The sequence below is a fragment of the Peptoniphilus rhinitidis 1-13 genome, from assembly GCF_000246925.1.
In the GTDB taxonomy this organism is placed as follows: Bacteria; Bacillota; Clostridia; order Tissierellales; family Peptoniphilaceae; genus Peptoniphilus_A; species Peptoniphilus_A lacydonensis.
On record NZ_BAEW01000003.1, the window covers coordinates 180,424 to 194,732 of the forward strand.

Annotated in this window: 14 protein-coding genes; 6 read left to right on the forward strand and 8 right to left on the reverse strand. The window is 30.5% G+C overall.

Annotated elements, in window-relative coordinates; translation table 11 throughout:
• Window positions 1-40 precede the first annotated feature (40 nt).
• On the reverse strand, window positions 41-550 hold the full coding sequence (locus RH95_RS03770) for an adenine phosphoribosyltransferase (protein ID WP_010244591.1): 510 nt from the start codon (window positions 548-550) through the stop codon (window positions 41-43).
• A gap of 132 nt (window positions 551-682) precedes the next feature.
• Between RH95_RS03770 and nhaC the strand changes: the two genes are divergently transcribed.
• From nhaC to RH95_RS03795, 5 genes are all read left to right on the forward strand, one after another.
• Window positions 683-2,107, forward strand: a complete 1,425-nt coding sequence (gene nhaC / locus RH95_RS03775) for a Na+/H+ antiporter NhaC (protein WP_010244594.1) — start codon at window positions 683-685, stop codon at window positions 2,105-2,107.
• Window positions 2,108-2,164: 57 nt separating this feature from the next.
• A complete protein-coding gene (locus RH95_RS03780; RefSeq protein ID WP_010244597.1) occupies window positions 2,165-2,926 on the forward strand; it encodes a formate/nitrite transporter family protein in 762 nt (253 codons plus the stop codon).
• 185 nt (window positions 2,927-3,111) lie between these two features.
• The gene (locus RH95_RS03785) at window positions 3,112-4,290 is read left to right on the forward strand and encodes a M20 metallopeptidase family protein (RefSeq protein ID WP_010244600.1); all 1,179 of its coding nucleotides are present in this window, start codon (window positions 3,112-3,114) and stop codon (window positions 4,288-4,290) included.
• An 8-nt stretch (window positions 4,291-4,298) separates the two neighbouring features.
• Window positions 4,299-5,093 (forward strand): DUF3100 domain-containing protein, encoded by a 795-nt coding sequence (locus tag RH95_RS03790; protein WP_010244603.1) that lies wholly within the window; start codon window positions 4,299-4,301, stop codon window positions 5,091-5,093.
• Window positions 5,093-5,551 carry a hypothetical protein gene (locus RH95_RS03795; RefSeq protein ID WP_010244606.1) on the forward strand — a complete coding sequence of 153 codons (459 nt, stop codon included), beginning with the start codon at window positions 5,093-5,095 and terminating at the stop codon, window positions 5,549-5,551. Before RH95_RS03790 ends, RH95_RS03795 begins: the two co-directional genes overlap by 1 nt.
• Before the next feature lie 43 nt (window positions 5,552-5,594).
• On the opposite strand, the gene RH95_RS03800 is transcribed toward RH95_RS03795, so the two are convergent.
• Complete coding sequence (locus RH95_RS03800; RefSeq protein WP_010244609.1) at window positions 5,595-6,020, reverse strand: PaaI family thioesterase; 426 nt, start codon at window positions 6,018-6,020, stop codon at window positions 5,595-5,597.
• On the reverse strand, window positions 6,021-7,067 hold the full coding sequence (locus RH95_RS03805; RefSeq protein WP_010244612.1) for a DNA polymerase IV: 1,047 nt from the start codon (window positions 7,065-7,067) through the stop codon (window positions 6,021-6,023).
• Between the two features lie 73 nt (window positions 7,068-7,140).
• Here RH95_RS03805 and RH95_RS03810 point away from each other — a divergent pair, with 73 nt between their 5' ends.
• Window positions 7,141-7,767: a haloacid dehalogenase-like hydrolase gene (locus RH95_RS03810; protein WP_010244615.1), complete on the forward strand. Its 627-nt coding sequence runs from the start codon at window positions 7,141-7,143 to the stop codon at window positions 7,765-7,767.
• Window positions 7,768-7,785: 18 nt separating this feature from the next.
• Here the strand turns inward: RH95_RS03810 and RH95_RS03815 are convergent, their stop codons facing one another.
• The 5 genes from RH95_RS03815 to RH95_RS03835 form a co-directional block, all read right to left on the reverse strand.
• The gene (locus RH95_RS03815; protein WP_010244618.1) at window positions 7,786-9,573 is read right to left on the reverse strand and encodes a thioredoxin domain-containing protein; all 1,788 of its coding nucleotides are present in this window, start codon (window positions 9,571-9,573) and stop codon (window positions 7,786-7,788) included.
• Complete coding sequence (locus RH95_RS03820; RefSeq protein ID WP_010244622.1) at window positions 9,570-10,505, reverse strand: NAD(P)/FAD-dependent oxidoreductase; 936 nt, start codon at window positions 10,503-10,505, stop codon at window positions 9,570-9,572. Before RH95_RS03820 ends, RH95_RS03815 begins: the two co-directional genes overlap by 4 nt.
• A 10-nt stretch (window positions 10,506-10,515) precedes the next feature.
• Window positions 10,516-11,121, reverse strand: a complete 606-nt coding sequence (locus RH95_RS03825; protein WP_010244625.1) for a histidine phosphatase family protein — start codon at window positions 11,119-11,121, stop codon at window positions 10,516-10,518.
• 137 nt (window positions 11,122-11,258) lie between these two features.
• Complete coding sequence (locus tag RH95_RS03830) at window positions 11,259-12,863, reverse strand: MutS-related protein (protein WP_010244628.1); 1,605 nt, start codon at window positions 12,861-12,863, stop codon at window positions 11,259-11,261.
• A 117-nt stretch (window positions 12,864-12,980) separates the two neighbouring features.
• Window positions 12,981-13,922 (reverse strand): D-2-hydroxyacid dehydrogenase, encoded by a 942-nt coding sequence (locus RH95_RS03835; RefSeq protein WP_010244631.1) that lies wholly within the window; start codon window positions 13,920-13,922, stop codon window positions 12,981-12,983.
• Window positions 13,923-14,309 lie beyond the last annotated feature (387 nt).

Genomic DNA, 14,309 nt, shown 5'->3' on the forward strand with positions numbered 1-14,309 from the left:
TAAATTTTAAAATCAATCTTATAATTTTGAATTATACTGTTTAATATTTTATAACTGAATATACTTTCTCTCCACCTAAAACTTCTCTTCCTTTTAGTTCTGGGAGTTCTACCAAAAACACTAAAGAAGAAACTTCTCCTTCTAACTTCTTTACAAGATCCACACAAGCTTTTGCTGTACCACCTGTTGCCAAAAGGTCATCTACTATTACAACTTTTTCTCCAGGTTCTATTGCGTCTTCATGTATTTCTATTGAATCTCGTCCATACTCAAGTTCATAAAATTCTTTTATCTTACTCGCAGGAAGCTTTCCTGGTTTTCTCACAGGAATAAATCCCTTGCCAAGTTTATAAGCTAATGCAGACCCAAATATAAATCCCCTCGCTTCAATTCCTATAATCTTATCTACATCTTTATCTATTTTTTCTGCCATTTCATCAACTGAAAGTTTAAAAGCATAATTATCTTTTAAAAGAGTCGTGATATCTCTAAAAATTACACCAGGCTTTGGATAATTTTCTATTGCACGAATCGTATCTTTTAATTCCATAACATCCCCCATTCCTTTATAGTATAACATCATTTTTTACCATTTATCCAAAAACTTTTAATATTTAAGCTTTATATGGTATAATTATTTAAATTTTTAATCTTAAGTTAAACTTGCATTTAGAGGTGTAATATGAACAAAAATATTCACAATAAAAATTACAATATTAGAAAGGCAACTTTTGGCGAAGCTGTATTTACATTCGCCTTTCTTGTTATAATAATGTTTATAAGCATAATTAAATACGAAGAATCTCCACATATCCCTATGTTAATTGGAGTACTTATCGCTTCCATAGTAGGTCTTAAAATTGGATACAGTTGGAAGTTTATAGAAAATTCAATGATAAAGGGAATCTCCCAAGCAATGCAATCTATTATAATTCTTGCAATAATAGGAGTTTTAATTGGTATATGGATACTTTGCGGTGTTGTTCCAACTATGATTTATTATGGTCTTTTAATATTAAAACCATCATTCTTTTTAGTAGCCACAGTTTTAATTGCATCCATAACTTCCCTAGCTACGGGTACAAGTTGGGGGACTGCCGGAACGATGGGCATTGCTCTTATGGGTATTGCAAAAGGCCTTGGCATTCCTGCACCTATTACAGCAGGTGCAATTCTATCTGGTGCATATTTTGGTGACAAAATGAGTCCCCTATCTGACACTACAAACCTTGCACCTGCCATGGCGGGTACCGATGTTTTTACTCACATAAAAGCAATGTTAAAGCCTACTCTCATAACTTACGCTATAACTCTTATTATTTTTGGATTTTTATCTACAAAGTACAAAAATGCTTCTGCGGATTTATCTAGTATAAACATTATAACTAATGGTCTAAAAAATAATTTTAACATTAGCCCCATACTATTAATTCCGCCAATTGTAGTTATTGTTTCCATTGCAGCAAAAGTACCTGCACTTCCTGGAATTAGCCTTGGCATTATTGTCGCTGCATTTTTAGGCCCAATTTATCAAAAAGTTAACTTTGGAGATATATTATCTGCTGCATTAAATGGTTTTGTTTCAAATACAAATGTGGAATCTGTTGACAAACTTTTAACAACAGGCGGACTAAACAATATGATGTCCTCTATATCCCTTACTATAATTGCAATGATGTTTGGTGGAATTGCAGAAGAAACAGGAATACTTGAAGCCATAGTAAAAAAATTCTTGCACAAAATAAAATCAACAGTGGGAATTGTCACAGCAACAATATTAACTTGTATATTCACAAATGCATCAATGCCAGAGCAGTATATATCTATTGTTGTGCCAGGAAGAATGTTTAAAAATGAATATAAAGATAGAAACCTTCATCCAAAACTACTATCCTCCACATTGGAATCGGGAGGTACTGTAACATCTGCAATGATACCATGGAATACTTGCGGAGTTTATATGTCTTCTGTTCTGGGAGTTGCTACAAAGGCATATATTCCTTTTTTATTCTTCAATCTATTAATGCCAATAGTCCAAATAATAGTTGCAGGAATTGACTCTAAAAAATTCACTTTAGATAGTGATAAAAATACTATCATAGATTGAAAAGAAAACTCTTTTTGATATAATTAATGAGGAAATTAATTATTCAAGAGGTGTAATATGTACAAAGATATAATAACTGGACTAACTAATTCTGCTTGCACAAAGAAAAATCTGCTTGACGATTCACTCTTCAAGTATATGGTTGCTTCTGTTCTTGCAGGATTTTTTATTGGAATGGGACTTTTAATTATGACACTTTCAGCAAGCGTCTTTTCTTCTCTATCTATTCCAATTGTAAAATTTATCAATGGATTTGTATTCTCCCTTGCTCTTTCTTTTGTTATATTTGCAGGTGGGGAACTTTTTACGGGAAATGTTCTTGTGACAAATATTGGAAAAATGAACAAAAAAATTGATACATCAATGCTTTTAAAAATCTTATTTTTTTCTTACATTGGAAATCTTTTGGGCTCAATTTTAATATCACTTTTATTTTCAATGACTGGTGTTTCAGATGAATTTAATCGTGCACTTTTAAAACTTGCAACAGGCAAAACTAGCTTTAATTTTTCTATACTTTTATTTAAGGGAATTATGTGCAATATTTTAGTTTGTCTTGCAGTTTTAATTTGTTCTAGAAAAATTTCTGATACTTCTAAATTAATTATGATTTTTTGGTGTATATTTGCCTTTGTAAGTCTTGGTTTTGAACATAGTATTGCAAATATGACTTGTTTTGCACTCACAAAAATTTTAAATCCAGAATTTGGATTCGGATTAATTTTAAAAAATTTAATACCAGTCACAATAGGAAATATTATTGGAGGATTTTTAGTTGCTTTAACTTATAATGTTTTGGGAAGCACAAACCAAAAATAAAATTTAATTTTAGTCAACTTGCGAGAAGAAATCCTCGCTTTTTTATGTGATTTTACAATACAAAATATATTCCAAAATAATTGGACATTTTAAAAAAATTAATCTATAATACCCTTTAAACATAAAATAGTTTTATTTTTATACATTATTTTAATGTTTTATAAAACATGGAAAGGATGATTAAAATGGATATTATTAAACTCGCTAAAGAAAATGAAGCTTTGTGTATCGAAATGAGAAGAGAACTTCACAAAATTCCTGAACTTGAACTTAACCTCCCAAAGACAGTTAAATATGTAAAAGAAAAATTAGATGAATTTGGAATTTCTTATAAGGAATTTGTGAATGGAAATGGTATTGTGGCAACTATTTATGGAAAAGAAGATGGAAAATGCCTCGCTATAAGAGCTGACATGGATGCCCTTCCTATAAAAGAAGAAACTGGACTAAGTTTTATGTCTACTCACGAAGGTAATATGCACGCCTGCGGTCATGATTCACACACTGCAATTGCCCTTACCGCTGCTAAAATAATAAATGAAAATAAAGATAAATTTAAAGGTGCTGTTAAATTTATCTTTCAACCAGGCGAAGAAGTTCCCGGCGGTGCAGAACCTATGATAAGAGAAGGCTGTTTAGAAAATCCAAAGGTAGATCACATAATTGGAATGCATGGCGGAAAACTTTCTGATATGCCACAAGGTTCTATTGGATTTAAAGAAAAGGAACTTATGGCTTCTATGGATATTTTTTCTATAAAAGTTAAGGGCAAGGGTGGTCACGGAGCTAATCCTCAAATGACTGTAGACCCAATTATTATATCTGGAGAAATTCTAATGGGTCTTCAAAAAATAGTTTCAAGAGAAATCGCTCCAATTGAAAGGGCACTAATTTCTGTTTGTAAAATAAATGGCGGCACAACTCAAAATATTATTCCAGATGAAGTCAATATGCTAGGTACTGCAAGAGCCTTAGACGAAAATACTAGAGATTTAATTGAAAATAGAATTGGTGAAATTGCAGATGGCATTGCAAAAACTTATGGTGGATCTGCCGAAACAAAATACACTAGATTTTATCCAGTTTTAAATAATGATCCAGCTTTTACAAATTATGTAAAAAAAATTACTGCTGAACTTTTTCCAGAAGACATATTTGATCTTTCTGCTCCAACAATGGGTGGAGAAGATATGGCATTTTATTTAAAAGAAGTTCCTGGAACATTTCTATTTTTATCAAATTTAGCTCCTGCTAAAGACGGAAAATATTATCCCAATCACAACTCTAAATTTGATTTAGACGAAAAAGAATTTTACAAGGGTGTTTCAATCTTTGTTGCCACTGCTTTTGACTTTTTAAAATAGGTGAAATTATGAATAAAACAAATTTAAAAAAAGATTATAAACTTCATATTTCAGTTCTTATTCTAGCAATATTGGCTGAAATAATTGGAGCAAAGACTCTTAAAATAGGTAGCATAAACATTGTATTTTCTCCTCTTATTTGGTCAATGCTTATGATGTTCGCCTTTTATATGTCTCCTTTAAAAATTGTAAAGAAAGAAAGTTCTGAGAATGCAAACTTGATGATGGGAATAGGACTTGCGCTCTTAATTGCAAAACTTGGAGTTGCCAGCGGCTCTCAGCTAGAAGAAATTAAAAAAGCTGGGCTTGCACTTGTACTTCAAAATTTTGGAAACCTTGGAACTATAATCATTTCCCTTCCGATAGCTCTTGCACTAGGCCTTAAAAGAGAATCCGTTGGAATGTGTCACGCTCTTAGTAGAGAAGCAAATGTAGGACTAATTCAAGATACTTATGGTGCAGAATCTGCTGAATTTAGAGGCGTAATGGCAGTATACATTATTGGAACAATTTTGGGTCCAATAGTTATGAGTATTATTTCTTCAATTGCAATAAGCCTTGGAATTATTTCTCCTATTGCTGCAGCAATGGGCACAGGTGCTGGTTCTGCTTCAATGATGACAGCTGGCCTTTCTGCTCTTATCGCAAATTATCCAGAACTTGAATCACAAATGACTGCTTTTGCGGGACTTTCCAATTTAATATCAAGTGTAATTGCACTTCCTCTTGGAATATTCTTGGGACTTCCTATAACAGAATTTTTATATTCTAAACTTAAAAGAAAAAAAGGAGAAGATAAATAATGGAAAAATTAAAAACACAAATTCCAAATATCATTATAGCATTAGTATTAACAATAATAATGACTTGTGCCTGCAATATAATTGGATACGATTTTTCACTAGAAGAATCCTTACCAGGTCTTCTTATTTTGGCAACTATATGTATTTTGGGCTATACATTATCCTTTTTAGTTCCCCTAGAAAAAATTTCAGCAGTCCTTTGGATTTCAATTATTGCAATTTTAGTTGCATCACCAATATCACCTTTTTCAGAAAATGTAGTCTTCTATGTCAATAATATTAATCTAAATGCAATTATAACTCCAATACTTGCCTATGCAGGAGTTATAATTGGGAAAGACTGGGGTGCCTTTAAAAAAGTTGGCTTAAAAGGCATCATAGTTTCAATTTTTGTGATCATAGGCACATTTTTAATATCAAGTTTAATGGGCGATTTCTTCATGAAGTTATTTAATTAAAATTTTGGGACAGGCTATCTTACCTGTCCCATTTTTTAATAAATTAATTATTCAAAAATTCATTTCCAGAAATTTTCATCTCATCAACAACAAAAAGAGTAAAACTTCCCTTTGCTAATAATTTTTTGTTAGTATGGGCTTCTACTTCAACCACTGCTGTACTTCTACCCAAGTGAATAATTTTTGTTTTAGAAAAAACTTCTTCACCCAAAACAGAACTTGCAATAAAATTTATGCTTGAATCTAATGTTACAGCTTTTTTACCATTAATTATACAAAGACATCCTGCTGCGGTGTCCATTAGCGAAAACATCTGTGCACCATGTAAGATATTGTAAGCATTCATTTGATTTTTATTTGGATTCATCTTTAAAACTAAATTATCACCTTCTAATTTTACAAACTCCATGTTGCTACTCTTTACATAATTATCTTTTTCAAATAATTCCTTTAAATTCATTTTTTCCATTTATTCTTCCCCTTTAAAAAAACTAAGTTGTCGTATACTTAAATCAGCTAAATTAGAAATTGTTATTCCAATTAGCCTCAACTTCTCGCCACCATAGGCTTCGTCAAAAATTTCAAGACTCTTTTTATAAATATCATCTTCTGCATAAATTGCTTTTTCATAAGTCTTCGACCTCGTCTTTACCTTAAAATCTTCATTTTTCATTTTTAGAGTGAGAGTATAACCTGAAATTTCCTTTACAATTAAGTCTTCAGAGATTTCATGAGAAAATTCTTTTAAATATCCTATTAATTCATCTCTTTTGCTTGTAACTTCAAAAGTCGTCTCAGTCCCAAGACTTTTCCTAACAGTATTTGGCGTAACTTTTCTATTATCAATTCCCCTTATTCTATTGTAAATTTCTTCGCCACTTTTCTTAAACATACTGACCAAAAAATCATAGGATAGAGAGTAAAGCTCTTCCACAGTATTTATCCCAATATTTCTAAGTTTTTTCTCAGACTTCTTTCCAATCCCATGAACTTTTCTAATGTCTAGAGGAAATAAAATCTCTGGGATATCTCTTTTTTTAATAATCATTATTCCCTTAGGCTTGTTCCAGTCACTTGCAAGTTTAGCCAAAAACTTATTATAACTCATGCCAATACTGACATTTAGACCTGTCCTATTATAGACATCTTTTTGAATTTCATAGACAATATTTTCATCATAACCAAGACCTTCTATATCTAGATAGCTTTCATCAATAGAAACTTTTTCTATCACCTTTGTATATGTTTTTAAAACATCAAAAACTTCACGAGACTTCTCAAGATACCTATCCCTTCTCATGGGCATTATAATCAAATGATCACAAAGATTTTTCGCCATATACATTGGCATAGCCGAATGAATTCCATACTTTCTCGCAACATAATTAGCCGTAGTTACAATGCCATGATTGCTCTTGCCACCTACGACTACTGGTTTACCTATTAAACTTTTATCATCTAATTCCTCAACAGAAGCATAAAAAGCATCTATATCTACATGAATAATATTTTCCATAAACATCACAACTAGTATATCACATACTTTTTATAATGAATACAATTTGGTATAATTCTATTGAGGTGAGAATTTGAAAAGAAAAGTTGTATTATACGATTTTGACAAAACAGTAGTGGACTGCGAATCAATTTTTAAACTTTATAAATACGCTCTTATTCATAAAAAAATAAATCTTTTTACAACAATTTTAAAATTTATATATTCTTTTATACTTTCAAAAATAAAAAGAAATTTTAAAATAATGAAAAATGAAATGGTTTCTGTCATAAAATATTTTTCAGAAGATGAACTTAAAGCTTTTGTAACAGAATATCTCTATCCAAAATACTTCTTTGAAGAATTTTACGAAGAATTTAATGCCCACAGCGATGCGATAAGAGTTTTATGCTCCGCATCAGCCACAAATTATTTAAAATACGTAGCAGAAATCTTTCCCTTCGATTATATAATTGGAACTGACTTAGACGAAAACTTTAAAATCTTAAAAGAAAATAATAAAAAAAATATAAAAGTCAAAAACATAAAAGAAATTTTTGAAAAAGAAAATATAGAAATCGACTATGAAAATTCTCGTGGATACTCCGATTCCTACAAAGATGACAAATATATGTTAAGCCTTGTAGAAAAGAAATTTTTAATAAATTCAAAAGTAAACAAAAAAGGCTACAAAAATCTTAAATGGAAAAGAAAAAACTGAGGAAACACCCCAGCTTTTCTATTCATCCACTTCAAGTAAATATTTTTCTATTAAGCCTGCAATTTCATCATAGGACTTTTCTCCCATAAACTCGTAAACTTTTTCTCCATCACTATAAAAAGAAACTCTTGGAAGTTGAAAAATTTCATATTTTTCTGCAAAGTCTTTGTTTTTATCGAGATCCATATAGTAGCAGTTTACTTCCTTAAATTCTTCTTCCAAAAGAACTTCCATAACTTCTATTAATGATTCGCAGTGTGAACATCTCTGTGCTCCATAAATTATTATTGCAGCTTTTTCCTTATTTATAGTTTCGTCAAAATAGTTTTGATTTACATATTTTATTTGCGATTCATTTCTTTTTATTATTTTCTTATTTTCTACAAGATCTTTTACTGATTCCGATTCTTGTGAAAGTGGATCTATATCGTTTGTAAGTTCACTTCTTGCTACATTTGTAACTTCCACAGATTTGAAAGATCCTGCTCCCTTTAATTTATAATAAGATGCATCTTCTATCTCTTCTATTTCATTTTCAAAATCATCTACATTTAAATATTCATAAGGATAACGATAAACTCTGTAAATCATATTATTTTTCAAAAGATTTTCTGTCGTAGTTCTGTAAGGACAAGTCCACTGCCAAACTATTTCCTTTGAATTTGTAATTTCAATTACCATTCCCTCTGTGGCTAAAGTTATGAGAGTATTTCCATTGGGAAGTCTTTGTAAGTTTCCTCCATAGGGTGAATAAAATTTATATCCATTAATTGGAATTGAAAATCCAAAATCTCTTGGGTCAACAGACCAATTTACTGAAAGTGTAACTGGATTTATCTCAAGAATTCTAGAATAATTTCTAACAAAGGGAAGTAATCCAGATTGTGAAGTGAGAGTTGGAGATCCATAACCACATCTCCCACCATTATCAAAAATTAAAAGGTTTCCTTCTCCAGGAAGTCCCTTAGGCACAATACTTGCAAAGGCAGAACCCACTACTGGATCAACTTTTTTAAAGTCTGAAAACTTTGGTCCCAATTTGTAACAAATTCTCGATCTTTTTTTATCGACTATTCCAATAATATTTGCTGCCCTTGCAGTAAATAAAATATTGTCTGGATGAAAGCGTGGATCACCTTGGTCGAACCATTTATTTTCTCCAACTGTAGAAATTGATGTAACATCCAAATAATTTCCAAGAGGTTTCTCTGTAATTCTAAGATTTGGATTTCTATAAATTACATTTTTAGCTTCTTCGGAAAAACCAAGTTCGTCAAAATGCTCACTAAAGGAAAATTTCCAAAGAATGTTTCCTTCGTCATCAATTTCCAAAATTACATCATCTAAAAGAGTTTTGTCAGAAATTTTACTGTCAACAATTTCATCGTGAACTAATAAAAGCGTCTTTCCATTTTCCACAATTTTTTCGCCTGGATAATAATATCCAAGGCTATTTCCCTCTCTTTGAAAGTCTGAATGTGCTCTTGCCATCCACTTTGAAGTGTATCCTCTGTCTTCTGTATATTTAAACTTATCAAAATCAAATACAATTTTTCCGTTTTTATCAAATTCCAAAAGTTTTATACCATCACTAACTCCAAAATCAGAAGATCTAAAAGAAGATACACTCATTATATTCTTATTTGGAATCATCTTTGCAGGCATTGGATTTACAGCATATCTCTTTAACTCTGTGCCATCCATTTTTGTAATAAGCGCTCCGTCCTTTGCTGTTGAAATTAAATTTATTCCACTGTATGCTTTTTCTCTATTGTAGAGCACAGTTCCCCTTGGATATACTCTCACTTTGCACCTCTATCTCTAATATATTTTTCTGCATAAACTGTAGCAACTGCTCCATCATTTGCTGCTGTCACAATTTGTCTAAGTGACTTTTTTCTTATATCTCCCGCCGCAAAAATTCCCTCAACAGAAGTTTTCATATAATCATCAGTTTTTATAAATCCAAACTCATCAACATCAACTAAATCTTTTACAAAATCAGAATTTGGGCTCATACCAGCAAAAATAAAAATTCCATCAGAAGACACTCTCATGGATTCATTGTCAACTAAATTTAAAATTTCCAAAGAATCCACTCTGTCATTTCCATAAATTCCACTTAATTTAGAATTCCAGGTGTAAGAAATTTTTGGATTTTTTAAATTCCTTTCAACTTCCAATTCATTTCCATCAAAATTTCCCTCTTCGTGAATAATTATCATATTAATTGAATTTGCAAAATTAGAAAGATAATCCGCCTCTTCAAGTGCCAAGTCACCAGATCCCAAAATGTGTATATCCTTGTCTTTAAAATAATCTGCATCACAAGTAGAACAATAGGACACACCTCGTCCTGCAAATTCTTTTTCACCAGGAACATTTATCATCTTCGCATAAGTTCCAGTTGCAATAATAATTGCCTTAGCACTAAATTCTTTTCTCCTTGCCGTTTTCACTTTAAACCCATCATCTATCTTTTCAATTTTAGAAACTGTGCCATAAATAAACTCATTGGTATCAAAATTTTCTGCTTGTTTCCTAAATTCATTTATAAGATCTCTTCCTGAAATTTCTCTAAACCCGGGATAATTAATAATTTTTGGAGTATCGTTTACTCTTCCCCCAAAGGAAAATTTCTCTATAACAAGAGTTTTTAAAAGAGATCTGCCAGCATAAATAGCTGCACTAAGTCCAGATGCACCGGCACCTACTATAATTAAATCATAACTTTTCATATAATCATCCTCAAATTGAATCCACAGGATTTTGTGGAGCTTTCTTTACAATTTTAAACTTCCCAGCGTGATAGTCTGCTATATTAAACTCACCATTTCTTCTGACTTTATTATCCCAAAAATTTTCCATAGGTACTTCTTCCATAATAGAATACATGGCGACAATAGTAACACCGTGAGCCACAACTAAAATAGTTTCATCTAGCTCAGGATAAACTGCATACTCAAAAAATTTTTCCACACGACTTCTCAAATCATACAAACTTTCTCCATCTACACGATTATACTTGTTCGGATTATCAAAATAAAGCCTATGAAGCCTACTATCGTCTTTTTTAACTTCATTTATATTTTTTCCAGACCAATATCCCACATCTATTTCACGAAGAAGAGAAGTCTTGACAATATGACTGTTGGGACAAATTAATTTTGCAGTATCATACGCTCTACCAAGGTCTGAAGAGTAAACTTCATCAAAGTGAACGTCTTTTGATTTTTCATGAAGAATCTTTCCCATTCTTATTCCATTTTCCGTCAAAGGGGAATCCATTTGCCCTTGAATAGTCCCCTCTTTATTCCACTCAGTTTCACCATGTCTTGTAAAATATATCCTCATACTTCACTTCACCGCCCTGTTTTAAATTTATATTATAATTACATTATATATTATTACAAAAAGCAATTAAAGTAATAAAATTTTATCCTAAGCCTATACAAAAATAATCGAGCGTTACACTCGATTACCTCATCATTTTATTCAAAATTTTTAACAAGCTCTTTTGCATTTTTTATTATTTCCTCTGGATAATTTAAATTGTCTAAAATTGCAATTGCATTTCTAGTTGTAGCTGGTCCATCCTTTAGTAAATAATCAAATTTTATATCTCCATTGACAATTTTCTCTTCAAAATGTTTATTGTTAAAATAATTTTTTAATAAAACTGTTAACTCTATATCATGAGTTGCCGCAACTACATGATTGCCACTCGCCAAATATTTTAGAGTTGCCGCCCCAGATGCAATTCTATCTATTGTATTAGTTCCTCTAAAAATTTCATCAAGTAAAATTAATTTTTCCTCACCATCTTCTATCATCTCTCCTATTGCCTTTGACTCTGCCATAAAATAGGAAAGATTTTCCATTATTGAATCGCTAATATCTATCGCAGAAGTTACTTTAACTGGCTTTATCTCAAAATACTTCCCAAAGAAAATCCCAAAGCTCAGTGCAAAAACTGAATTTATTCCAATTGTCCTAAGATATGTTGACTTCCCAGAAGCATTAGAACCTGTAAGTAATATTGATTTTTCTAAATTCAAATCATTTGGAACCGCTCCTTTTAATAAAGGATTGTATAATTTTTCTCCAAATATTTCTTCTCCGTAAACTGCATCCCTTGTGTCGTAAGCTTTGGCTATAGATATAATTCCTATCTCACAATCAATTTTCCCAACTAAATAATAAAGTCTAAAGATTTTATCTCTGTACTTTTTGAAATATTTTTGCGACTTCGAAAATCTCCTAGCTTCTGATAAAAACAAAACATTTTTATAAGTTTCCGCAAAATCCATTTCTGCATTGCCTGTCAAAAATCCAAAGGATTTTAAAGTTCTCTTTAATGGCAATATTTCTTTTAAAATATTTTGGATTTCTTCCAACTCTTCTGTAAATATATCATCCTTTAATTTTGTCATGTTCTCTGCTACAAATAAAATACTTTTAATTCTAACAAGTGCTTCAAGTTTTCCCAATGTCAAAATATTAAATTTTTTATATATTAGAATATTAATTGTAATTAAAAGAAATATAAAAAGTGCTGCCATGCTTTTAAAAAAAATAAAAAGAATAATTATATAAACAATTGTGAAAGAAAAAATTCTTGCAAAAATTTCCAGTTCCTTATCTATTTCAACTTCGTCTTCAATTAATTCAAGAACATCCTCCTTAAAAAATCCAATATTTCCAAGTTGAAACTCAATATCCAATAATGAGTCTAATTTATCTTTATATTTATTTCTATTGTCTTGAACTTTTCTCAAAGTATCTTTATTCAAAATTAAATTTCTTATGCTATAATAAAAATATTCCAATCCGATTTTGGACATGTTGTGATTCATTTTTTCCAAAATTTTATCAAAATTTAGATCATTATATGTAATTTCTGTTAAATTCCCGCCAAGTCTTTTATATATACCGTCAACTTTACATTTAAAACCATTTGAATGGACTTTACCAAATTTTTCTCTTATTTCTTTCCTTAAAATTCTCTCATTTTTCTTTTTTACATAGTACTCGTATATAAAAATAATTGCTGTAAATACAAATAGTAGAGTAATTAAAGTTTTTAAATCCTTCATTTTTACCTCCCTTTTTACTATATTATAAAAAAACTTTTATTACAATGAGTAAATTTTACATAAAAAACTGCCTCATAACTAATGTTACAAGGCAGATTAAAATTTAATTTTTATTTATTAGTTTCCAAAAAGTTCATCAAAGTTCTTTAGGATTACATTTCCAATATCATCTTGAGCATCAATTGTAGATCCACCAATATGTGGAGTTACATAAAGTCTATCAAGTTCAAATAATTTATTTTCAACTGGAACGTCTTGAGTGTCAAGTCCTCCAGATCCAAGTTCGTTTGAAAGTGTATCTAAGTTTGCTCCACCTAACTTGCCATTTTTGATGTATTCGTAAAGATCTTCTTCATTTACAATTCCACCACGTGCAGCATTGATAATGCAAGCTCCGTCTTTCATTTTTTCAAATTCTTTTGCTGAGAATAAATTTTTAGTATCAGGAGTTAGTGGCATATGAAGAGTAATAATGTCAGAATCTGATACGATTTTATCAAAATCAACAAGTTCTACATAGTCAACTTTAATATCTTCTGGTTTTAAGAATGGATCATAAGCAATAACATTCATATGGAATACATTAGCAATTTCTGCAACTCTTCTACCAATTGCACCAAAGCCACAAATTCCTAGAGTCTTATTTCTAAGTTCTCTACCAATCCATCTATATTTATTCCAAATCCCACCTTTAACTTCATTTTGAGCTTGTACAGAATTTCTGTAAAGGTCTAACATTTTTGCAAAAACAAGTTCAGCAACTGCATTTGCATTTTGTCCTGGAGAGTTTTTAACTGGAATATTTTTTTCTTTTGCATAGTCAAGATCAATATGGTTTGTTCCAGTTGAACCAACAAAAATTGCCTTTAAGTTTTTAGCAGCATCAAGAACTTCTTTGTTGATGAATGGGTCAACTCTCATGAATAGAAAATCATAAGGTTCAATAATTTCTGCTAATTTTTCTGAAGTTGGAAGCATTACCTTGTCAAGTTCAATACCTCTTTCTTCAAGTCCTTTGTCAATTACATCTGACATATAGTCTACCATTAACGCTTTCATTTACATCCTCCTTAAAATTTTTATGTACTTCGTTACACTTCTATTTTAGTTTAAATCACAATCTTTTTCAAGCTTCTTTAGTATCTAAATTTAATTAATACTTTTCTTAAAAAAAGGAAGCGGAAAACCATTTTATATTTACTTAAAGTTAATAACTTATTCTCAAAATAATTTTTATATAATCTTCAAAAAATTATTACTTAAAATAAGTTTAAATTAATTTTCTATATATTTTAAATTTTTTTAATATCAGATATGATACCAAATACGAAATCAATCCTATAAATAAAACTAATAATCTATTAAAAATAAATCCTTCTTCGGAAAACTTTCTGAAAGTAAATCCATATATTGTGAACAGATTTAAAAATGAACCACACAGTACGT

Bases quoted from the DNA above. Each gene is read 5' to 3' on its own strand.
- RH95_RS03830 (WP_010244628.1), bottom strand. From the start codon at position 12,863: ATGAAGGATTTAAAAACTTTAATTACTCTACTATTTGTATTTACAGCA.
- RH95_RS03835 (WP_010244631.1), bottom strand. From the start codon at position 13,922: ATGAAAGCGTTAATGGTAGACTATATGTCAGATGTAATTGACAAAGGA.
- nhaC (WP_010244594.1), top strand. From the start codon at position 683: ATGAACAAAAATATTCACAATAAAAATTACAATATTAGAAAGGCAACT.
- RH95_RS03805 (WP_010244612.1), bottom strand. From the start codon at position 7,067: ATGGAAAATATTATTCATGTAGATATAGATGCTTTTTATGCTTCTGTT.
- RH95_RS03770 (WP_010244591.1), bottom strand. From the start codon at position 550: ATGGAATTAAAAGATACGATTCGTGCAATAGAAAATTATCCAAAGCCT.
- RH95_RS03780 (WP_010244597.1), top strand. From the start codon at position 2,165: ATGTACAAAGATATAATAACTGGACTAACTAATTCTGCTTGCACAAAG.
- RH95_RS03785 (WP_010244600.1), top strand. From the start codon at position 3,112: ATGGATATTATTAAACTCGCTAAAGAAAATGAAGCTTTGTGTATCGAA.
- RH95_RS03795 (WP_010244606.1), top strand. From the start codon at position 5,093: ATGGAAAAATTAAAAACACAAATTCCAAATATCATTATAGCATTAGTA.
- RH95_RS03800 (WP_010244609.1), bottom strand. From the start codon at position 6,020: ATGGAAAAAATGAATTTAAAGGAATTATTTGAAAAAGATAATTATGTA.
- RH95_RS03790 (WP_010244603.1), top strand. From the start codon at position 4,299: ATGAATAAAACAAATTTAAAAAAAGATTATAAACTTCATATTTCAGTT.
- RH95_RS03825 (WP_010244625.1), bottom strand. From the start codon at position 11,121: ATGAGGATATATTTTACAAGACATGGTGAAACTGAGTGGAATAAAGAG.
- RH95_RS03820 (WP_010244622.1), bottom strand. From the start codon at position 10,505: ATGAAAAGTTATGATTTAATTATAGTAGGTGCCGGTGCATCTGGACTT.